The sequence below is a fragment of the Wenzhouxiangella sp. XN201 genome, from assembly GCF_011008905.1.
Taxonomy (GTDB): domain Bacteria; phylum Pseudomonadota; class Gammaproteobacteria; order Xanthomonadales; family Wenzhouxiangellaceae; genus Wenzhouxiangella.
This window is the reverse complement of record NZ_JAAIVI010000017.1, coordinates 24425-42725: the sequence shown is the minus strand read 5'-3', so window position 1 is coordinate 42725 and position 18301 is coordinate 24425. Positions and strand designations below refer to the sequence as shown.

The window sequence follows — 18301 nt, the reverse complement described above, 5'->3', positions numbered from 1 at the left end:
TTCAGCGGGCAGCACGACCCAGGCGCTCCAGCCGGGCAAGCCAGCGTCGGCGGCGACGATCGTCCTTGCCGGCGACCAGGCCGACAAAACAGTGACGCACCGGCCGGATGCCGCAGAACTTGAGGATGTTGCGCTCCAGGTTGCGGAAGCCGTGCGCACGGAAATACCAGCGATAGACCAGCCCGGGCATGCCCATGGTGATCACGACGCGCGCCGACTTGCCCTTGAGATGACGCTCGCCGATACCGTCACGCGCGTCCGCGCTGAAGGCGAAGCCCGGTCGCAGCACCTGTTCCAGAAAGGCCTTGACCTTGGCCGGCATGGTGCCGAGCCAGAGGGGAAAGATCAGCACCAGGTGATCGGCCCGGTCGATCGCTTCCTGGGCCGGGCGTAGCGATGGCGGCAGTTCGCCCTCGGTCCATTCCTTTTCGCTGGCCAGCATGGGGTAGTCGAGCTCGGACAGCCGGATCTCTTCCACGCTGAAACCGGCAGACTCGGCCCCGCGCCGATAGGCCGCGGCCAGGGCGTGGCCGAAGTGTGTGGCATGCGCATCGGGATGCCCCTGAAGGATGAGGATACGACGGCTCATGGATTGAAGGCTAGCATCCGCTGTTCACGCTGAAGTTGATTTCGGTCATGTGCGGTGGACGGTCGCCAGCCGGCCCACCATGGTCAGGCACAAACGGGTACCATATTCGGCCGAGTCGTGACGCATCGTGGAGAAAGCGAGATGGTTGCCAAGCGCAAGGAAGGCAAACTGAAGGCCGCCTGCCAGCAGGACGAGTACGAGGTTGACTGGGAAGATCTGCCACTTTCGTGCCCGACCGCGGGAATGAAGATCTGGAACGCCCACCCGCGTGTCTACGTGCCGGTTCACCGATCCGGTCGCGAAATGTGCGAGTACTGCGGCGCAGTGTTCGTGCTGCGCGATCCCGATCCCGACCAGCCCATGCCGAGGTTCGACAACACGGAGATCGAAGATGCCTTTCGCCATGCGCAGGAGCGCGTGCGCGATCAGTCCTGAATCATTTCCTCGAGCGCTTCGCGGAGCACAACCGCCTGGTTATGCTCCGTATCCTTGGCACCGAACAGCAGCGTGACCGGTCCCGAGGCAGCCAGTTCAGCCAGCTCCTCGAGTTTTTCGCGCTTGTCCTGGTCCTTGAGTTCCTTGCGGTATTTCTGCTTGAACGCGGCCCATAGTTTCGGGTCGTGCCCGAACCACTTTCTCAATTCGGTCGAAGGTGCCAATTCCTTGAACCAGCGATCGAGCCCGGCCTCGTCCCTGGAAATCCCACGCGGCCAGATGCGGTCGACCAGCACACGCCTGCCTTCATCCTTCGCGGGGTCATCGTAGATTCGTCGCAGGCGAATTCTCGGGCTCGTCATACTCTTCTCCCGCCGCAGCGTTTCGGTCATGCAGCCAGAACACGAACGCTCAGGCCCTGTTCTCGCAAAGCTTGCAGCAACTGCTGCTGATGGTCGGCATCACGGGTCTCCAGCTCGAGGGTGATCTCGGTCAGACCGACCGGCACGTGAACCTCGCCGCGGCGGTGGCGCACTTCACGCACGTTCATGGCCAGTTCGGCCACTCGCGAGAGCAGCTTGGACAGGCTGCCGGGGCTGTCCGGCAGGGTCACGGCGATACTCATGAGTCGACCGCTGGCACTCAGACCGTAGTCGATCGAGCGTCCGACCAGGGACATGTCGATATTGCCGCCGGAGATTACACAGGCGACGCGCTCGTCCTGACTCACCGCAATCCGGCCCTCGAGCAGGGCGGCCAGACCGACCACGCCGGCACCCTCGCCAATGGTTCGGGTCGTTTCCAGCAGGGTGACGATGGCCCGGGCGATGGCGTTGTCGTCGACGGTCACGATCTCGTCGACATACTCGCCGATCACCTGGCGCGTGAGCTTACCCGGCGCCTTGACGCTGATGCCGTCGGCGATGGTGCGCGAACCCGGCTGGATTGCATCGAATTCGCCGTCGTCGAGATAGTGCCGCCAGGGTGCGACCGCGTCGGCCTGTACACCGATAAGACGAATGTCCGGGCGCTGCAGCTTGAGCGCCAGGGCGATGCCCGACAGCAGCCCGCCGCCGCCCAGGCACACGACCGCCGTCGTCATCTCCGGCATGGCCTCGAGCATTTCCAGGCCGCAGCTCGCCTGGCCGGCGATGATGTCCCAATCGTCGTAGGGCGATATAAAGGCCAGCCCCTGTACTTCGGCCAGCCCGTGTGCGCGCTCGGTGGCTTCTTCCAGCGTGGTGCCGACCTGCTCGATGCGCGCACCCAGCGAGCGGCAGGCGGCCACCTTGGTCATCGGCGCGGTCTCGGGCATGACCACGGTGGCCGGAATTGCGCGGCTGCGCGCGGCCCGCGCCACGGCCTGGGCATGGTTACCCGCCGAAGCCGCCACCACGCCAGCGGGGCGTTCACCGCCTGTATCGAGTCGGGCCAGCTTGTGGCTGGCGCCGCGGAACTTGAACGAACCGGTGAGCTGCAGGTTTTCCTGCTTGAGCCGCAGCTCGGCGCCCAGGCGCGAGGAAAGGGCTTCGCTGTGCACCAGCGGTGTCGCTTCGACCTGGTCGCGAATGCGCTCGCGCGCCGCGATCAGGTCTTCAAGGTCGAGTTCGACGGCCATGGACGGATTCCTGCAAAAGGAACTGCGACTATTCTGACACCGGTTCGGACACGTCGTAGCGTTCGAGACGTTCCAGCAGTTCGGCTGCACGCGCCTGTACAGCACGGTAGCCGGCTTCCCACTGACCCTCACGCGGACTCGTGCCCGCCAGGCGCAGGATCAGCTCGCGCATTCTCGCGTTGTCGTCCTGAAGTTGCCGATAGGCCTCGGCATGCACCAGTTCCACCGCTCGATCCTGGCAAATACCCAGACAGGGTTGTGGCGCTTCGATGCGGCCGCAGCCCGTGCATTCCCACGCCTTGAATGGGTCTTCGATCTGATTCGGCATGGCTTGTTACTCCCGGCGCCGCTCGTGACACTCGTGCCTGTAGATATCTAGATGCATGTAAAATACATATTATGGCAGATTCCTCGCATGTCCAGCCCGGCCAGGCCGCAAGACCCGCCCGGGCAATAACCGAGGTCCGGTTCTTTCCCCTGGCGGCACTCTACGGAGCGCTCAGCGTTCCGGCGTTCGTGCTCGGCTGGACCGGCTTGCTGCCGACTCTGCCCGGCCTGCGCACGCCCGCCGGCCACGCTCACGAACTGCTGTTCGGCTACGCGCTGGCGGTCGTTGCGGGATTCCTGATCAACCGGGCGTCTGCACCGCGGCTTGCCCTGATGATGGCCCTCTGGCTGGGCGCACGCCTGGCTTTCCTGTTCTTTCCCGGCAGTCTGGCCGCGATTGCGTTCAACGTCGGCTTTGCCGGCCTGGTGGCGGCGACCGCCGCGCCACGCTTCATGAAGGCGGCCAAGAAGTGGCGCAACCGTCTCACCGGCCCGCTGGTTCTGGCGATCTGCGCGGCGGCGGCCGGCTTTCAGTTGCTGACTTTTCACGCCGGTGGGTTCGGGAGCTACGTGCTGCTGGGCGAGGCGGTGGTGCTGTTCGCCATGCTGATGCTTTTCTTCGGAGGCCGATTGATCGCCCCGGCTGCCGCGGGGGCCATCGAACGCAGCGGCGGCAGCATGGAGGCGCGCGTGCAGCCGCGCATCGAGGGCGCCATCCTGCTGGCGATGATCGGCGCCGCCGTGACCGGAATCCTGCCGATGCTCGCCCCCCTGCAAGGCTTGCTGCTGATGCTCGCCGGCACGCTGGCCCTCGTGCGCCTGGCTCGCTGGCGCTTATGGCAATGCTGGCGGCGGATCGACCTGATCGGCCTGGGCATCGGCTACGTCTGGCTGGGGGCGGGGCTGATACTGCTCGGTGCCGGGCGCGGTTTCGCAATCGGACTGCCGCCCGGCGTGGCGACCCATGCCATCACGGTCGGCGCCCTCGGCACCCTGACGACCGGCATCATGCTGCGCACGCGCCTGCTGCGCCTGCGCATTCCGCTCGAACAGTTCGGCAGATCCTTTGCCGCCATGACCGCGCTGGTCTCGCTGGCCGCGTTGTCGCGCCTGGTCGGTGGCGCCAGTGACGGCGGCCTGCTGCTGGCGGCAGCCGCCTGGTCTTCTGCGCTGCTGCTGCTCTTCGCCCTGTTGCTGCGCTTTCGTCAGCCGCGCCAGCCCGGGTGATCGAAGAACTCGGGGTAGGCCTTGAGCACCTGGTGAAGCTGGTGCAGGCCCTCGTGCGGGTCGTCGGAATCACGCAATGACTGGGCCGCGCCCAGGGCGGCGGCCAGCAGCTTGTGCAGCTCAGCGTCGGCATCAGCCGGCAGGCGGCAGTTGGCGAACATGAAGTTCACGTTCTCCTCGACGCTGTCGGCCAGTTCGGCGGCCTGGCCGGCGTCGAAGTTGCCTGCTTTATAGGCAGCGTGATGCGGCTTGAAGGCCGAGCGCAGTTCGCTCATACCCTGCCTGAGCGACTCGTCGCTGGCCCACTTGCCCGACTCCGGTCGAGTCAGGTCAAGCTCGGCCCCACCGTGCGCGGCGTGGTGTTCGCGATCGTGTTCCCGGGATTGATCCTGAGCATGGGCGGTCATCGTACCGGCCAGGGCCAGGATGAGAATCAGGGTGATCTTTCTGGTCATGAGATTCGCCTCCTTGCGGGTGAATGATTCATTCGGGCCGACCGTTCATGGCCTGGCGCACCAGCCCGGCCAGGTGGCGGCAATAGCGATCGAGGTAGTTCATGCCTTCATCGTGACCGGACAACCAGGGATTCATCAGGGTGTGGCGCAGCAGAAAGATGCTGTCGGCCTGTTCGCCGGAATCATCCGGGTCGTCGACGAAGGTGGACGGATCGAGGTCGAGTTCGGCCATCAGCCGCTCAGCGGCGTGCTCGCCCAGGGTATTCCGATGGACCAGGGTGCGCGAGCCGAAGAACTCGCGCGAGTGGATGTCGACTTCCTCGCCCACGCTCAGGCGCTCGTAGAGGCGTCGGCCGAAGGCGTTCATTCTTGCCAGCGAGCGATTGCCGACCGGATTGATCGCCAGGCAGACCAGGTTGGTATCGGGCTCGAAGGGCAGCACGACGCGAGCGATACCGGCAAGCTCGTCGCGCAGCTGGTCGATGTGCTCGAAGAAGTACTCGCAGTTGCGGACAGTCTCCGCACAGAGGCGGCCGAAGTTGTCGGCATCGAGCGGCAGAACGCGATGGCTCAGCCAGGCCCCGGCGGCCGCGGCGCCGGGCTTGGATCCTTCAAGGATGTACTGGCCGAGGTTGCGGAAGCGGCGCTCGTACTCGGAGTCGGGAATCGATTCGGCATCGTCGAAGACGTAGGCGGCCTTCTGGCTGATGAAGTCGGTCATGCCGCGGTTGCGGGCCACGTAAGCGCCGCAGCCGAAGGGCACGTAGCCGAGCTTGTGCGGGTCGACGGTGACCGAATCGACGTGTCGAAGCGCGGCAAAGGCCTTGTAGACCGGCTCGGAAGGAAACAGGTGAAATTGCCGCCGCATTTCGGCGTGGTCGAGCAGGGTGCCGTCGGACCGGTGAAACATGCTGGCGAGGTAGCCACCCCAGGCGGCGTCGACGTGGATGGCGAAGTGCAGGCCTGCTCTGCGCCAGCGCTGGCGCGCGGCGACGATTTCGTGGATCGGATCGATCGACCCGAACTCGGTCGTTCCGAGTACGCCCACCACCGCCAGAACCGGACGCCGCGCTTCGGACAGGCGCTCCAGCGTGGCCTCCAGATCGTGCGCATCCAGACGCATGCGTTCGTTGATCGCCACCGTCACCAGGTTGGCCGCCCCGAGGCCGAGCAGCTTGAGCGCCTTTTCCCAGGAGTAATGGGCGGTATCGGGCACCAGCACCACGGGCGTGCCCAGGTCCGGGTGGCGAGCATGGAATTCGGCCATGCCCAGGGTCTCGACGCGTTCGGCCTCGATGCGCCCGGCAAGGCGGCGGGCCTGGCGACGATCGAGTCGGGCATCGATCGCGGCAAACAGTTCGCGACGCAGGCGAACGACCTGGTCGACCGGGAGGTTGAAAAGTGATCGGTCGTCGGCCGATGTGAACTCGCCCTTCCAGTGCTTCAGTTCGCCGGGCTCGAAGCCGGCCTCGCGCATCGCCGCGGCGGCCGCCAGCGGCCAGTAACGCACCGCGCGGAAATACCACAGCGCCTCGTCGTTGGCGATCGTGCCACCGGAGGTGGCGTGTCCCCAGGCGCAAGGCTCCTGCTTCGGATCGGTATTGAAGCCGAACATGGTGGCCAGTTGCCGGCCCAGTTCCAGTTCCAACGGCAGCGTGACCGGCGAGGCCTCGTCGGTGACGTGATTGGGGTTGTAGAGCGTGGTCACCAGCTGCGCGATCAGGCCCGGCAGCAGCAGGTCGGAGGCCATGTGCCCGATGTAGCGGGGGTTGAAGAAGGGCGCGGAGTTCTTCAGTCGCGCGGTCAATCCGTGCAGTTCGGTCTTCATGCGCCCGACGAAGCGACGGTACTCCGGACCCGATTCGGCCAGCACCGGGATCTGTGGCCGATCCTCGGGGTGAATGTTGCGGCGCCAGTAGACATGGTCGCGCAGCAGTTCCACCAGCACCTTCTCCAATAGCTCGTTGTTCTCCGCGTAGGAGCCGAGAAACAGCGGGCTAAGCCAGTCGACCAGTTCGTCCCGATTGTCACGCTTTGTGTTCATGTCTTCGGCTTTCTTGATTTCGGTCAAAAAGCAGTATCTGAAATACTGCTTTACTCACTATACGCCAATATCGGCCCGCCGGACGGGCCGTTCAAGGGAATCCTGCCATGAACAACATCCGCCAGCCGACCCGGGATGAACTGCAGCAATTTCCGTTGCTGTCGGGCCTCGACGAGACCGAATCACGGCGCGTTCTGAACAAGGCACGCGTGGTCACGGTGGCCCGCGGGGAGCACCTGTTCCACCACGGCGACCCGGCTCGGCGCATCTGGCTGTGCCGGACCGGTCAGCTCAAGCTCTTCCGCCTGTCCGACTCGGGCCAGGAGAAGATCATCGCCATCATCAACCCGGGGCGCAGTTTCGCCGAAGCGACGCTGTTCATGCCCGCTCGAGTCTACCCGGTCCACTGTGCGGCACTGAAACCGAGCGAGCTGGTCGGTTTCGATGCCGACGACCTGGTCGAGACCCTGCACAACGACCCCGAAGCCTGCTTCCGCCTGCTCGGTACGCTGAGCGTGCGCATGCACGAAAAGATCAACCAGATCGATTCGCTCGCCCTGCAGAACGCGCACCTGCGCGTGGCGCACTATTTGCTCGAGGAATACCGGCGTCTCCAGGCGCCGAAGACCTTCCGCCTGGAGGCGAGCAAGAAGCACATCGCCGGCCTGCTGGCCGTCCAGCCGGAAACGCTGTCGCGCAGTCTCACCGCCCTGCAGCGCGAGGGAGCACTCGACATGGATGCACGCTACATCACCATCAGCGACCCGGAAAAGCTCGAGCAGATCGCACGCAGCGGCTTCTCGGCACCGCACTGAAGCGTGCGGGATCCTCTCAGGCGGGTGCCGGCGCGAGGCGCCCGCTATGGGGCGTGTCTCCAGGCGCATGGCTGACCCGGTAATCGGCAGCGATTACCGCCCCCAGCACCAACACGGCCAGACCCTGGTGCAGGGTGCCGAGCACCACCGGGACGTAGAGCATCAGGGTGGCAATGCCCAGTGCCGCCTGCGCGGCAACGATGGTCAGCAGGATGTCGAAGGCGCGGCGGGCGCCGACATCCAGTGAATGGCTTCGCTGCCGCCACCACGCGACAATCGCCAGGGCCAGGGTGGTCAGGGCCAGTATGCGATGCATGAACTGCACCGTGGCGGGGTTCTCGAAGAAATTGCGCCACAACGGCGCCAGGCCGAGGAAGCCGTCGGGAATCCACTGCCCGGCCATCAACGGAAAATCGTTGTAGACGAAGCCGGCACGCAATCCCGCGACGAAGGCGCCGACGAAGATGGTCAGGCCGGTCATGGCCAGCAACGTGATCGTCCAGCGCCGCATCGGATGCGGCCGGTGCTCGGCCGGCATCAGCAGGCCCAGGGCGAGCCGGAACATGAAGGCGAAGATGATCAACGCCAGGCTCAGGTGCGCGGCCAGGCGGTAGGGACTCACGCGCGGAATGTCGACCAGGCCGCTCTGGACCATATACCAGCCCATCCAGCCTTGCAGGGCCCCCAGGCCGAAGATGCCCAGCAGGGGCCAGCGCAGCCGCCCGGGGATCCAGCCACGCCACCAGAACCAGGCCAGTGGCAGGGCGAAGACCAGGCCGAGCGAGCGCGCCAGCAGGCGATGCCCGAATTCGAACCAGTAGATCACCTTGAAGGCGTCGAGCGACATGCCGCGGTTGACCTTCTGGTACTCGGGGCTGGCCCGGTAGGCTTCGAATTCACGCATCCAGCGTGCTTCGCTCATCGGTGGAATCACGCCGGTGACCGGCTCCCACTCGACCATGGACAGGCCCGAGCCGGTCAGCCGGGTGGCGCCGCCCAGCATCACGAGCGAGAAGAGCACGAAGCAGCAGATCAGCAACCAGATGCCGATGCGCCGCTGATGATGTCGTTCGATCAGATTCATGACCTTGCTTCAGTCCGTTTCCATGGCCGGGGCGTGTTCTCTGACCAGGCGAACGGCCTTGGCCTCGGTCTTCAGGTCGGCCCGGTCCAGGCCATTGCCGAAGTGCACCGCCCAGGCGCTCTCCGGGTAAAGGCGGAAAGTCTCTCCCGTCCAGTATTCTCCCGCAACCGCTCCGGGAAAGAATGTCTGGTCGACGATCAACTCGGATTCGCGCAGCGCGACGTCGCCGAGCGACATGAGTTCCTCCCGGTCGGGCATACGCCAGCCATCATGACCGCAGAGACGATCGCGGTTGGTCGCTTCGACCAGCGACTGGGTATCACAGGCCGAGCCCTCGCAAACACCGCCGTCGGCCAGTCCGGGTTCACTCATATGCCTGTGCTTGTCGGTGCTGTACCACGTGTAGCGATGATCTCGATCGTGCCGGCCACCGGCGGCGTCGTGGACCTGCCACATCAGGCCACTGGCCGGATCGAACACACAGCGGTGCGGCCCTGCATCGCCGGGCGACAGTATATGTCCGGACGCATCAATGCGTTGCCAGTTTTCGGACACGGGCCGCTGATCGACGTCTTCGTCACAGCCGGCGAGCAGCGCCAGGGCGAACGTCAGGAAGATGGCCGGGAAAAATTTTCGTGGCATGCGAGTATCTCTTCGGGCTGGTGGCGGAATGCGACATTAGCCGCCGGATCGGCAACGCGGTCTGACCTGGATCAACTGCCCGGGCTCAATCCCGCTCGGGGCGGCGAATTTGACTTCAATCAATGAACCCGGCCGTCTAGCGGACCTACACTTTGCGGCAAGGACATCATCCGCGCTAAAAGATGCATTTAATCTACATTTGTTGCGCATTGCAAGAGGACATCATGCCATGAGCGATTCACAAAACGACCGGGGCGCCGAAGCCCGCGAACCGGAACAAGACCAGGAACGCCTGCCGGTCATGCAGCGCATTCTCGACAATCCGTTCCTGTTGCTGTTTCTCGGCGTCACGATTCCCACCGTGACCTACATCATCTGGGGCGTGATGAACATCGTCACCGTCCCGATCGGCTGATCGAGGGAGCAAGCCATGAGTGCCATTCAACCGCCTGCCCGACGCGTGTGGTGGAAACAGCCGGTCGACCGTGTCGAGATCGTCTGGATCGCCATCGCGCTCGTCTGGTGCCTGATCATGTTCTTCTTCATGCCCTACTGGCATGTCTACGGCGAGCAGAACTATTCCGGCGAAGCTTACCGGGTCAATCCCCAGGATTACGTCGCGAAGGTTAACGAGTTCGTCGAGGAATACACCGTGCGGCACGAGACCGACCGCCAGGTGCCGGTCGTGCGCCCGCCCGCCGGCGGCGACGTCTACCTGCTCGCGCGCCTGTGGGACTGGTACCCGATTCTCGAACTCGAGGCTGGCGAAACATACCGTTTCCATGTTTCCTCGGCCGACTGGCAGCACGGCCTGTCGATTCAACCGATCAACATCAACTTCCAGGTCCTGCCCGGCTACGACATGGTACTCAACGTCACGCCGACCGAGCCCGGCGAGTACGCCGTGGTGTGCAACGAGTACTGCGGAATCATGCACCACACGATGATGAGCCGCATCTACGTCGTCGACAACTGATTCAAGCGAGGGAACCCGTCATGCAACCCCAATTTCGTACCTGCCCGGAATCCGGGCTCGTGTTCCACCGCCCGGCAGAAAACCTGATCAAGGCCAATGCCGTCGCCGCGGTGGTCTTCCTGGCCGTCGGCGGCCTGCTCGGCCTGCTGGTCGCGCTGACGCGCTGGCCGGCGGTGCAGATTCTCAACGCCCAGGACTTTTACACTGTACTGACCGGCCACGGCGTCGTGATGCTACTGGTCTGGATCCTGTTCTTCGAGATCGCGCTGCTGTATTTCTGCTCATCGGTGTTGCTCAGGTGCCGCATCGCAACACCGAGACTGGGCTGGGTGGCCTTCGGGCTCATGATCGGTGGTGCAGCCATCACATCCTGGGCCATCATCGCCGGCTCGTCGAGCGTGATGATGACCTCCTACGTCCCCATGCCAGCCGCGCCCGGCTTCTACTTCGGCCTGATCCTGTTTGCCGTCGGCGCCTTGATCGGCGTATTCATGTTCTTCGGCACACTCGTCATTGCCCGCGACGAGAAAACCTACGAGGGCTCGATTCCACTGGTCACTTTCGGCGCACTAACGGCCGCCATCCTGGCGGTATTCACGATCGCCTGCGGCGCCATCATCCTGATTCCGACCTGGCTGTGGTCGATCGGCTACATCAGCGAGATCGATCCGCTGATGTACCGCCTGGTCTGGTGGGGTCTGGGCCATACCTCGCAGCAGATCAACGTCGCTGCACACGTGTCGGTCTGGTATGCGGTCGCCGCGATCGTGTTCGGCGCCAGGCCGATGTCGGAGAAGGTCAGCCGCGGCGCCTTCTTCCTCTACATCCTGTTCATCTCGGTCGCCTCGGCCCATCACCTGCTCGGCGACCCGGGCCTGAGCACCGAATGGAAGATCTTCAACACCAGCTACGTGATGTACCTGGCGGTACTCGCCAGCCTGGTCCACGGCCTGACCGTACCCGGCTCGATCGAGGTCGCCCAGCGCGAGAAAGGCCACAATAGGGGCCTGTTCGAGTGGCTCCGCAAGGCGCCCTGGGGCAACCCGGTGTTCTCCGGCATGTTCCTGTCGCTGGTCGGCTTCGGCTTCATCGGCGGCATCTCGGGCGTGGTGATGGGCAGTGAGCAGATCAACTTCCTGATCCACAACACCATCTACGTGCCCGGTCACTTCCACGCCACGGTGGTGCTCGGCACCACGCTCGCCTTCATGGCCATGAGCCTGTGGCTGGTACCGGTGCTGTTCCGGCGCAAGCTGTTCATGCCCGGCCTGGCCAAGTGGCAGCCCTGGCTGTTCGGCATCGGTACCGCGCTACAGACCTTCTTCATGATGGGCGCGGGCACCCTGGGCGTTTCGCGCCGCCACTGGGACATGGCCTTTACCGGTTCGGCCTTCGAGTGGACCTATCCGGGCATGGCCTACACCATGATGGCGCTCAACGGCATCAGCGCGGTCATCGCCGTGCTCGGTGGCATGATCTTTGTGGTCGTGATCGTCGGTACGGTGCTGTTCGGCCAGAAGACCAGCCCGGCCGAGTACTCGAGTACCCGCCCGGGCATCCTGCGCGGACCGGCCGAGTCGCTGTCCGGCCACAGCCATGCGGGCCTGGGCGTAAAGGGCTTCCCGGCACCGGGTACCTTCGTGCTGGCGATGTTCCTGTTGCTGATCTTCGTCGTCTACTTCTTTATCAACTACGGTTACCTGGCTTCGGTCTGGCGGTTCAGCTAAGCCATGGCGCACCAGGACGCACAAGCACAGGCTCTGCCGGCGATCGCCCCCGAAGGGGTGCGGCCCCGGCCGGGCCTGCTTGCGATCGCACTGTCGCTGTTCAAGATCCGCATCGGGGCGGCGATCACGCTGTCAGCCCTGGGCGGTGCCGTGCTGGCCGGCGGCGGCTGGCCAGTAGCGGCCGACACGGCCGTTCTCGCCCTCGCCGTCCTGCTGGCGGCCTCCGGTGCCGGCGCCTTCAATCACTACTGGGACCGCGACATCGACGCGGTCATGGGGCGAACCCGCAAGCGGCCCTTCGTCAACGGCACCCTGCAGGCGCATCGGGCCTGGCCGGTGACCTTCCTGGCCATGATCGCCGCCGGCTCAGCCCTGGGCGCCTGGTGGTTCAACCCGGCCTGCGGTCTGTTCGTGGCTGCCGGCGCACTCACCTACGCGCTGGTCTATACCGTCTGGCTCAAGCGTCGCAACGACTGGAACATCGTCATCGGTGGCGCCGCCGGAAGCTGGGCGGTGCTCGCCGGCGCCGCCGCCACCGGCCGGATTGCCGATCCGGACGTGATGCTGCTCACCGCCGTGCTGTTTCTCTGGACGCCTTCGCATTTCTGGTCGCTGGCAGTCGTCATCGCCGATGACTACCGGCGTGCCGGCGTACCCATGCTGCCGGTCACCCGCGGCATCGCTACGGCCGTTCGCTGGAACCTGGTCAACACCGCCCTCCTGGTCGGCGCCACGCTGTGGCTGACCGCGCGCAGCGGCTCGGGACTGGTCTGGCTGCTCGCCGGAACCGGTGCGGCCTGGCTGGCCTGGACGACGCTGCTGATGGCGCGCGATCCCTCGCCGTCACGCGCAATGACGGCGTTCAAGGCCTCCCTCATCCAGCTCGGCCTGTTGCTGGCCGGGTTGTTCGCCATGCACGCGGTGCCATGAATGAACCGGATCACCCCCGGAAGACTCGTCCCGGCACTGCTGGCGTTTGCGCTCGTGCTGTCGGCCGCCGACAGCAACGCTGCCCGCGGTGACGCACTCGAGATCAGTCAGGCCGCCATCGGCAACCGCGTCTCCGATCTGACCCTGATTGACAGCAACGGCGAGCGGCTCAAGCTGCACGACTTGCTCGAACGACCGCTGGGCATCAGCCTCATCTACACCGGTTGCGCGCACTCATGCAGTGTGACCACACGCTACCTCGACGGCGTGGTAAAGACCGCGCGCGAGGCTATGGGCACGGACAGCTTCGGTATGCTCACCATCGGCTTCGATCACGGTGTCGATACGCCCGAATCGATGGCCAATCATGCCCGCCGTCATGGCGTCAATGATCCCGACTGGCGCTTCGTCGTCGCCGAAAGCAACGAAGCACTCGAACAGCTGATTGCCGAACTCGGTTTCGTGTACACACCGAGCCCGCGCGGCTTCGACCACACCGTGCAGTTGAGCCTGCTCGATCGCGACGGCTCGCTCTACCGCCAGGTCTACGGCGAAACCTTCAAAGCGCCGCAGTTGGTCGAGCCGCTCAAGGACCTGGTCTGGCGCCGGCCGAAAAGCGAACAGGGCCTGCTGGCCAGCATCGGAGAACGAATCCGCTTGTTCTGCACCGTCTACGACGCCCGCGGCGATCGCTACTACTTCGACTACTCGATGTTCGTGGGCCTGGGCCTGGGCGGCGCCTTCCTGCTGCTCATCGGCGGCTGGACCGGGCGCGAACTTTTCAGGCGTCGGAGGTCAACATGAGTTCCGGCCAGGTCCGACCGCGACCGGCCTGGCCGGCCCGTGCGCTGGCCCGTGGCGAGTCGCTGCTATCGAACGCCTTTGGCGCAGCCACGAATCCCTTCCACCACCTCGGTGCGCTGGCCATCTACTGCTTCTACATCGCGCTGGTCACCGGCATCTACCTGTTCGTGTTCTACAGCACGAATCTCGAGGGTGCCTGGCATTCAGTCGAAGCCATCACCCACGAGCAGTGGGTCATCGGCGGCCTCATACGCAGCCTGCACCGCTACAGCTCGGACGCCGCCGTGCTTCTGCTGGCACTGCATATGCTGCGCGAGCTGGTCCGCATGCGCCATACCGGGGTGCGCTGGTTCTCCTGGCTGACCGGCATGCCGCTGATCTGGATCGTGCTCATCTTCGGCATTTCCGGCTACTGGATGGTGTGGGACCAACTCGCTGCCTGGGTTGCCACGGCCAGCGCGCAACTGCTCGACTGGCTGCCGATCTTCAGCGATCCGATGGGGAGCAATTTCGTCAGCAATGAAACCGTCAGCGGCCGACTGTTCACGCTGATCGGTTTCATTCACCTCGTCGGCCTGCCCATCGTGCTGGTACTGGGCATCTGGTTTCATCTGCTGCGCGTGCGCTACCCACGCATTCACCCGCCGAGCAAACTCATGCTCGGCAGCCTCGCCAGCCTGATGGTGCTTTCGCTGATCATTCCGGTGACCAGCCATGCGCCGGCCGACCTCGACGCCGTGCCCGGCGTACTGGCCATCGACTGGTTCTACCTGGCCGTCTTTCCGCTGCAGTCGGTGACGTCGCCGGGCACGATCTGGCTGGCCGGAACCACGGGCACCCTGCTGCTGGCCGCACTGCCCTGGATTCTGCCGCGCCGGCGCCAGCCGGTGGCCGAGGTTCATCTTCCCGATTGCACGGGATGCGGCTTTTGTGCCGAGGACTGCCCCTACGGCGCCATCGACATGGTGCCGCGAACCGACGGACGCAATTTCGAGCTCGAAGCCAAAGTGAACGCCTCGCTTTGCGTGTCCTGCGGTATCTGCACTGGCTCATGCCCCTCATCGTCGCCGTTTCGTCAACGCGCGCCGTTGACGACCGGCATCGAGTTGCCGCACTTCACCATGGACGACTTCCGTACAGAACTCGACCGCGCCCGCGACACGGGCCAGACCGGCGAACGCATCCTGGTCTTCGGCTGCGACCACGGCGTGGATGTGGAGAAGACCGAGACCGGGACGGCCCACAGCATGGTGCTGCCCTGCGTCGGCCTGCTACCGCCGGCCGGCATCGACTATGCCTTGCGCAACAGCGGGTATGCCGGCGTGGCGATTGCCGGCTGCGCCGACTGCGACTGTCACCATCGACTGGGCGAGCGCTGGACCCAGGAACGCATCGACCGCGAACGCCCGCCTGGCCTCCGCAAACGCGTGCCGCGGGAACGCCTGTTCACTTACTGGGGCAAGCCCGGGCAGGAAAAAGCCCTGAGCCGAAGATTGGCCGGATTTGCCGCTGGACTCGACCAGGCCGCGACCCCGGAAGCGCCGGGATCGGCCCTGCGGAGGACGGGCACATGAAGGCGCTGGCAGTCGCGGGACAGGGCCTGACCTGGGCGGTGCTGGCCACGCTGATTGGGTTGTTCGGCCAGGGGCCTTCGTTTTCGCCCTACGATCCCGGACAGGCACTGATCAAGGTGTCGATGGCGCATTTGTCCGAGCGGCTCGAGCCCTGCAGGCAACTGAGTGCGGCCGAGCGCGCCGAACTGCCGCCGACCCGACGCGTATCGGAAGTCTGCGGCCGCGAGCGGGCGCCGACCCGCTTCGAGCTGATGCTCGACGGCGAGCTGCTGGTCGCCGATGCGGTGGACGCGGCCGGCCTGTCCGACGGTGGCCGGGCCTATTACCTCGAGTACTTCCCGGTCGAGCCCGGACGCTACACCGTCACGATCCGGCTGGCCGATACACCGCGCACCGCAGGCTTTGACCTCGAGCGCGAAATGAACCTGAACCTGAAAGCCGGCGAATCAGCGCTGATCGAGATCGGTGACGACGGCGTGTCGCTCGAAACGGAGGAATCCTCATGACCCCATCGCACTGGAACCTGGAAGTCCCGTCGGATTTCCGCGGCCGGCTGGCGCGGGCCTGGCTGCTGACCGCCGTCGGCGCCCTGCTGATCTCGGGATTGTTCGTGATCCTGATCGTCGCCTCGCGGACGCCCGGCGTGGAACAGCTGTTTCCGCTCAAGAACTTCTTTCATCTGGCCATCGTCGTACACGTGGATTTCTCCGTGCTGGTGTGGTTCGCAGCCTTCGGTGCGGTGATGTGGACCCTGGTCAGCACGCCCGCGGCTCGCCGCAGCGCCTGGCTCGGCCTGGGACTGGTGATTGCCGGTTCGATCATGCTGGCTGCATCGCCATTCAGGCCGGGTGAAGCGATCATGAGCAACTATGTGCCCGTGCTCGACAACACTCTTTTCCTTGCCGGTCTGTCGGTGTTCGGGATCGGCGTGCTGGTGAGCAGCCTGCGCTCGCTGTTCAATCCCCTGCCGGGCAGCGTCTGGCCGGCCGAAGCCGGCGTGATGCGTTTTGGCGTTCAGACCGGCGTGATTGCCCTGGTACTGGCCGGCGGGCTGCTGCTGTGGTCGCTTTTTGCGTTGCCGCCCTGGCTGGATGGTGCCCAGTACTACGAGGTGCTGTTCTGGGGCGGCGGGCATGTGCTGCAGTTCGCCTGGGTGCAGTTCATGCTGGTCGCCTGGCTGTGGCTTGCGGCCGCGGCCGGCCTTCGGATTCTCATCGGGCCGCGCCTGGTGCTGGGCTTGCTGCTGGCTGGCGTGCTGCCGGCCTTTCTCGCCGTATGGGGCTACCTGTACTTCGAGGTCAGCAGTCCCGGCCACCGCACTTTCTTCATCTGGCTGATGGCGGCCGCCGGCGGCCTGGCCGCCGGGCCACTGGGCCTGGCGCTTTTGCTCGGCTGGTCGCGCAGCGAACGGACGACCGATGCGCGTCAGCGCGGCCTGCGCACCGCATTGCTGTTCTCGATCGGCCTGTTCGGGGTCGGTGGCGCGCTGGGTTTCCTGATCGACGAGTCCAACACCATCGTGCCGGCTCATTACCACGGCTGCATCGTCGCGATCACGCTCACCTTCATGGCCCTGGCGCTGTACCTGTTGCCGCGCTTCGGCTTCGCCCCGGCCAGTGCGCGCCTGACCCGCCTGATGCCGTGGGTTTACGGCACGGGTCAGGTCCTGCACGTTATCGGCCTGGCCTTCTCCGGCGGCCACGGCGTGCAGCGCAAGACCGCCGGCGCCGCCCAGGGTCTCGAAGGCCTGGCGCAGATCGGCGGCATGGCGGTGATGGGCGCCGGCGGGCTGATCGCCATCATCGGCGGCATCCTGTTCCTGATCGCTTTCGCCCGCGCGCTTTTGTCGCGCGCCCCCGCCGTCGAGGTCCACATCGACAAGGTCGCGCACCATGCTTGAAGTCCTGCTATTTGGCGTATTCCTCCTGCTGGCCTACTTCCTGGCCCACCATGCCGTGATGGCTCTGGAGCGGCGCCATGGCCGGCCGCTGGGCTGGTGGCGAACGCTGTGGTTCTTTCTGATTTTCCTGGGGCTGCTGTTGCTAGCGCAGTGGCTTACCCCATTCCTGTTGAACCAGGGAGGTACGAACCCATGATCGACGACCTGGAAAGATTCCTGCGCCTGGCGGCCAAACTCGAATCCGACGCCGCCGACGGTTATGCCCGGTTGGCCGAAGCCATGCGAGCCGATGGGCACGATGAAGTGGCCGAGATGTTCGCGAAATTCGGCGAATTCTCACGCCTGCACCTGGCCGAAGTTCAGGGTTTGCAGTCCGAAGAGCTCGGCCGCGAGTTCGATCCGCGCGCCGACGACCCGCAATGGCCGGACGCGCACAGCCCGGAGAACCCACTGGCGCTGGCGCCGCTGGCCGACATTACATCCAGGGGCGCCATCGACATGGCGCTCGAGACCGAGCGGCGCGCCTGTGACTTCTACTCGGCCGTGGCCGGCCAGACCCGCTCGGACCGCGTCCAGGAGCTTGCCCAGATGTTTGCCGAGGAAGAAGGCGAGCACGTCGAGCACCTTGAGCGCTGGTTGGAGCGGCTTGATCCGCAGTAAAAGTGTATAATTAAGTCATGTTTTCTGGTGGATTCAGGGTGCGTTCAGCGCAACCCACCCGCCGAGCATTAGAATGCAACTACGCACAACCAATTGACCTGACTAAGGAGAGTCGAAATGCGTGTTCTGATTACCGCCCTGGTTCTGTCCGCCGGCAGCCTGCTGGCCCATTCCGCCCTGGCGGCCGATGCAGAGGCCGGTGAGGCCAAGTTCAAGCAGCTTTGCGCCACCTGCCACGGCCCGACCGGCCAGGGCGACGGCCCGGCTTCGGCCGCGCTCAACCCCAAGCCGCGCAACATGAGCGACAGCGAGTGGCAGGAATCGGTCGATGACGAGCACATTGCCACCGTCATCTCCAAGGGTGGCGCGGCCGTCGGCCTGTCGCCGATGATGACCGCCTTCGGTCACCTGAGCGATGAAGATGTAGACAACCTGGTCGCCTACATCCGCAGTCTCGACGACTGAGGCAGAGCGCCCGAGTTTCGGCGGGAAGC

General features: G+C 65.0%; 22 protein-coding genes. 14 read left to right on the top strand and 8 right to left on the bottom strand.

Annotated features, from left to right (window positions below):
• Position 1: 1 nt before the first annotated feature.
• Complete coding sequence (locus G4Y73_RS00820; RefSeq protein WP_164228448.1) at positions 2 to 589, bottom strand: NAD(P)H-dependent oxidoreductase; 588 nt, start codon at positions 587 to 589, stop codon at positions 2 to 4.
• 141 nt (positions 590 to 730) lie between these two features.
• On the opposite strand from G4Y73_RS00820, the gene G4Y73_RS00815 reads away from it, so the two are divergent.
• Positions 731 to 1024, top strand: a complete 294-nt coding sequence (locus G4Y73_RS00815; protein WP_164228446.1) for a zinc-finger domain-containing protein — start codon at positions 731 to 733, stop codon at positions 1022 to 1024.
• Here G4Y73_RS00815 and G4Y73_RS00810 read toward each other — a convergent pair.
• The 3 genes from G4Y73_RS00810 to G4Y73_RS00800 are packed head-to-tail and all read right to left on the bottom strand — an operon-like array spanning position 1015 to position 2970.
• A complete protein-coding gene (locus tag G4Y73_RS00810; RefSeq protein ID WP_164228444.1) occupies positions 1015 to 1386 on the bottom strand; it encodes a DUF488 domain-containing protein in 372 nt (123 codons plus the stop codon). The genes G4Y73_RS00815 and G4Y73_RS00810 overlap by 10 nt on opposite strands.
• A 26-nt stretch (positions 1387 to 1412) precedes the next feature.
• Positions 1413 to 2642 carry a threonine ammonia-lyase gene (gene ilvA, locus G4Y73_RS00805; protein ID WP_164228441.1) on the bottom strand — a complete coding sequence of 410 codons (1230 nt, stop codon included), beginning with the start codon at positions 2640 to 2642 and terminating at the stop codon, positions 1413 to 1415.
• Between the two features lie 28 nt (positions 2643 to 2670).
• Positions 2671 to 2970 (bottom strand): hypothetical protein, encoded by a 300-nt coding sequence (locus G4Y73_RS00800; protein ID WP_205596437.1) that lies wholly within the window; start codon positions 2968 to 2970, stop codon positions 2671 to 2673.
• A 71-nt stretch (positions 2971 to 3041) separates the two neighbouring features.
• On the opposite strand from G4Y73_RS00800, the gene G4Y73_RS00795 reads away from it, so the two are divergent.
• On the top strand, positions 3042 to 4196 hold the full coding sequence (locus G4Y73_RS00795; protein ID WP_164228440.1) for an NnrS family protein: 1155 nt from the start codon (positions 3042 to 3044) through the stop codon (positions 4194 to 4196).
• Here G4Y73_RS00795 and G4Y73_RS00790 read toward each other — a convergent pair.
• Together G4Y73_RS00790 and G4Y73_RS00785 are read right to left on the bottom strand one after the other, a co-directional pair.
• Positions 4175 to 4651, bottom strand: coding sequence for a hypothetical protein (locus G4Y73_RS00790; protein WP_164228439.1), 477 nt, complete (start codon positions 4649 to 4651; stop codon positions 4175 to 4177). The two genes, G4Y73_RS00795 and G4Y73_RS00790, sit on opposite strands and share 22 nt — an antisense overlap.
• Before the next feature lie 28 nt (positions 4652 to 4679).
• On the bottom strand, positions 4680 to 6695 hold the full coding sequence (locus G4Y73_RS00785; protein ID WP_164228438.1) for a pyridoxal-dependent decarboxylase: 2016 nt from the start codon (positions 6693 to 6695) through the stop codon (positions 4680 to 4682).
• Positions 6696 to 6802: 107 nt separating this feature from the next.
• Between G4Y73_RS00785 and G4Y73_RS00780 the strand changes: the two genes are divergently transcribed.
• The gene (locus G4Y73_RS00780) at positions 6803 to 7510 is read left to right on the top strand and encodes a Crp/Fnr family transcriptional regulator (protein WP_164228437.1); all 708 of its coding nucleotides are present in this window, start codon (positions 6803 to 6805) and stop codon (positions 7508 to 7510) included.
• 16 nt (positions 7511 to 7526) lie between these two features.
• Here the strand turns inward: G4Y73_RS00780 and G4Y73_RS00775 are convergent, their stop codons facing one another.
• Together G4Y73_RS00775 and G4Y73_RS00770 are read right to left on the bottom strand one after the other, a co-directional pair.
• Positions 7527 to 8594 (bottom strand): COX15/CtaA family protein, encoded by a 1068-nt coding sequence (locus tag G4Y73_RS00775; RefSeq protein ID WP_164228436.1) that lies wholly within the window; start codon positions 8592 to 8594, stop codon positions 7527 to 7529.
• A 9-nt stretch (positions 8595 to 8603) separates the two neighbouring features.
• Positions 8604 to 9236 carry a DUF1566 domain-containing protein gene (locus G4Y73_RS00770; protein ID WP_164228435.1) on the bottom strand — a complete coding sequence of 211 codons (633 nt, stop codon included), beginning with the start codon at positions 9234 to 9236 and terminating at the stop codon, positions 8604 to 8606.
• Positions 9237 to 9465: 229 nt separating this feature from the next.
• Here G4Y73_RS00770 and G4Y73_RS00765 point away from each other — a divergent pair, with 229 nt between their 5' ends.
• From G4Y73_RS00765 to G4Y73_RS00715, 11 genes are all read left to right on the top strand, one after another.
• Positions 9466 to 9651, top strand: coding sequence for a hypothetical protein (locus tag G4Y73_RS00765; RefSeq protein WP_164228434.1), 186 nt, complete (start codon positions 9466 to 9468; stop codon positions 9649 to 9651).
• Between the two features lie 15 nt (positions 9652 to 9666).
• Complete coding sequence (locus G4Y73_RS00760) at positions 9667 to 10212, top strand: cytochrome C oxidase subunit II (RefSeq protein ID WP_164228432.1); 546 nt, start codon at positions 9667 to 9669, stop codon at positions 10210 to 10212.
• Positions 10213 to 10232: 20 nt separating this feature from the next.
• Positions 10233 to 11939 carry a cbb3-type cytochrome c oxidase subunit I gene (locus G4Y73_RS00755; RefSeq protein ID WP_164228431.1) on the top strand — a complete coding sequence of 569 codons (1707 nt, stop codon included), beginning with the start codon at positions 10233 to 10235 and terminating at the stop codon, positions 11937 to 11939.
• Positions 11940 to 11942: 3 nt separating this feature from the next.
• The gene (gene cyoE / locus G4Y73_RS00750) at positions 11943 to 12869 is read left to right on the top strand and encodes a heme o synthase (protein ID WP_164228430.1); all 927 of its coding nucleotides are present in this window, start codon (positions 11943 to 11945) and stop codon (positions 12867 to 12869) included.
• Positions 12870 to 13673 (top strand): SCO family protein, encoded by an 804-nt coding sequence (locus G4Y73_RS00745; protein ID WP_164228429.1) that lies wholly within the window; start codon positions 12870 to 12872, stop codon positions 13671 to 13673.
• Entirely contained in the window at positions 13670 to 15247 is a 1578-nt protein-coding gene (locus G4Y73_RS00740) for a cytochrome b N-terminal domain-containing protein (RefSeq protein WP_164228428.1), read from the top strand. The genes G4Y73_RS00745 and G4Y73_RS00740 overlap by 4 nt, the downstream gene beginning before the upstream one ends.
• Complete coding sequence (locus G4Y73_RS00735; RefSeq protein ID WP_164228427.1) at positions 15244 to 15753, top strand: hypothetical protein; 510 nt, start codon at positions 15244 to 15246, stop codon at positions 15751 to 15753. Before G4Y73_RS00740 ends, G4Y73_RS00735 begins: the two co-directional genes overlap by 4 nt.
• Positions 15750 to 17147, top strand: a complete 1398-nt coding sequence (locus G4Y73_RS00730) for a cbb3-type cytochrome c oxidase subunit I (RefSeq protein ID WP_164228426.1) — start codon at positions 15750 to 15752, stop codon at positions 17145 to 17147. Before G4Y73_RS00735 ends, G4Y73_RS00730 begins: the two co-directional genes overlap by 4 nt.
• The gene (locus G4Y73_RS00725) at positions 17140 to 17343 is read left to right on the top strand and encodes a hypothetical protein (protein ID WP_164228424.1); all 204 of its coding nucleotides are present in this window, start codon (positions 17140 to 17142) and stop codon (positions 17341 to 17343) included. The genes G4Y73_RS00730 and G4Y73_RS00725 overlap by 8 nt, the downstream gene beginning before the upstream one ends.
• On the top strand, positions 17340 to 17807 hold the full coding sequence (locus tag G4Y73_RS00720; protein WP_164228422.1) for a ferritin family protein: 468 nt from the start codon (positions 17340 to 17342) through the stop codon (positions 17805 to 17807). The genes G4Y73_RS00725 and G4Y73_RS00720 overlap by 4 nt, the downstream gene beginning before the upstream one ends.
• A 117-nt stretch (positions 17808 to 17924) precedes the next feature.
• A complete protein-coding gene (locus G4Y73_RS00715) occupies positions 17925 to 18272 on the top strand; it encodes a cytochrome c (protein WP_164228421.1) in 348 nt (115 codons plus the stop codon).
• Positions 18273 to 18301 lie beyond the last annotated feature (29 nt).

What these genes read in the sequence shown, in the direction of transcription:
- G4Y73_RS00790 (WP_164228439.1), bottom strand. Translation starts at nt 4,651, where the DNA reads ATGACCAGAAAGATCACCCTGATTCTCATCCTGGCCCTGGCCGGTACG.
- ilvA (WP_164228441.1), bottom strand. Translation starts at nt 2,642, where the DNA reads ATGGCCGTCGAACTCGACCTTGAAGACCTGATCGCGGCGCGCGAGCGC.
- G4Y73_RS00730 (WP_164228426.1), top strand. Translation starts at nt 15,750, where the DNA reads ATGACCCCATCGCACTGGAACCTGGAAGTCCCGTCGGATTTCCGCGGC.
- G4Y73_RS00760 (WP_164228432.1), top strand. Translation starts at nt 9,667, where the DNA reads ATGAGTGCCATTCAACCGCCTGCCCGACGCGTGTGGTGGAAACAGCCG.
- G4Y73_RS00765 (WP_164228434.1), top strand. Translation starts at nt 9,466, where the DNA reads ATGAGCGATTCACAAAACGACCGGGGCGCCGAAGCCCGCGAACCGGAA.
- G4Y73_RS00795 (WP_164228440.1), top strand. Translation starts at nt 3,042, where the DNA reads ATGGCAGATTCCTCGCATGTCCAGCCCGGCCAGGCCGCAAGACCCGCC.
- G4Y73_RS00725 (WP_164228424.1), top strand. Translation starts at nt 17,140, where the DNA reads ATGCTTGAAGTCCTGCTATTTGGCGTATTCCTCCTGCTGGCCTACTTC.
- G4Y73_RS00715 (WP_164228421.1), top strand. Translation starts at nt 17,925, where the DNA reads ATGCGTGTTCTGATTACCGCCCTGGTTCTGTCCGCCGGCAGCCTGCTG.
- G4Y73_RS00755 (WP_164228431.1), top strand. Translation starts at nt 10,233, where the DNA reads ATGCAACCCCAATTTCGTACCTGCCCGGAATCCGGGCTCGTGTTCCAC.
- cyoE (WP_164228430.1), top strand. Translation starts at nt 11,943, where the DNA reads ATGGCGCACCAGGACGCACAAGCACAGGCTCTGCCGGCGATCGCCCCC.
- G4Y73_RS00735 (WP_164228427.1), top strand. Translation starts at nt 15,244, where the DNA reads ATGAAGGCGCTGGCAGTCGCGGGACAGGGCCTGACCTGGGCGGTGCTG.
- G4Y73_RS00820 (WP_164228448.1), bottom strand. Translation starts at nt 589, where the DNA reads ATGAGCCGTCGTATCCTCATCCTTCAGGGGCATCCCGATGCGCATGCC.
- G4Y73_RS00785 (WP_164228438.1), bottom strand. Translation starts at nt 6,695, where the DNA reads ATGAACACAAAGCGTGACAATCGGGACGAACTGGTCGACTGGCTTAGC.
- G4Y73_RS00780 (WP_164228437.1), top strand. Translation starts at nt 6,803, where the DNA reads ATGAACAACATCCGCCAGCCGACCCGGGATGAACTGCAGCAATTTCCG.
- G4Y73_RS00745 (WP_164228429.1), top strand. Translation starts at nt 12,870, where the DNA reads ATGAACCGGATCACCCCCGGAAGACTCGTCCCGGCACTGCTGGCGTTT.
- G4Y73_RS00800 (WP_205596437.1), bottom strand. Translation starts at nt 2,970, where the DNA reads ATGCCGAATCAGATCGAAGACCCATTCAAGGCGTGGGAATGCACGGGC.
- G4Y73_RS00770 (WP_164228435.1), bottom strand. Translation starts at nt 9,236, where the DNA reads ATGCCACGAAAATTTTTCCCGGCCATCTTCCTGACGTTCGCCCTGGCG.
- G4Y73_RS00740 (WP_164228428.1), top strand. Translation starts at nt 13,670, where the DNA reads ATGAGTTCCGGCCAGGTCCGACCGCGACCGGCCTGGCCGGCCCGTGCG.
- G4Y73_RS00720 (WP_164228422.1), top strand. Translation starts at nt 17,340, where the DNA reads ATGATCGACGACCTGGAAAGATTCCTGCGCCTGGCGGCCAAACTCGAA.
- G4Y73_RS00815 (WP_164228446.1), top strand. Translation starts at nt 731, where the DNA reads ATGGTTGCCAAGCGCAAGGAAGGCAAACTGAAGGCCGCCTGCCAGCAG.
- G4Y73_RS00810 (WP_164228444.1), bottom strand. Translation starts at nt 1,386, where the DNA reads ATGACGAGCCCGAGAATTCGCCTGCGACGAATCTACGATGACCCCGCG.
- G4Y73_RS00775 (WP_164228436.1), bottom strand. Translation starts at nt 8,594, where the DNA reads ATGAATCTGATCGAACGACATCATCAGCGGCGCATCGGCATCTGGTTG.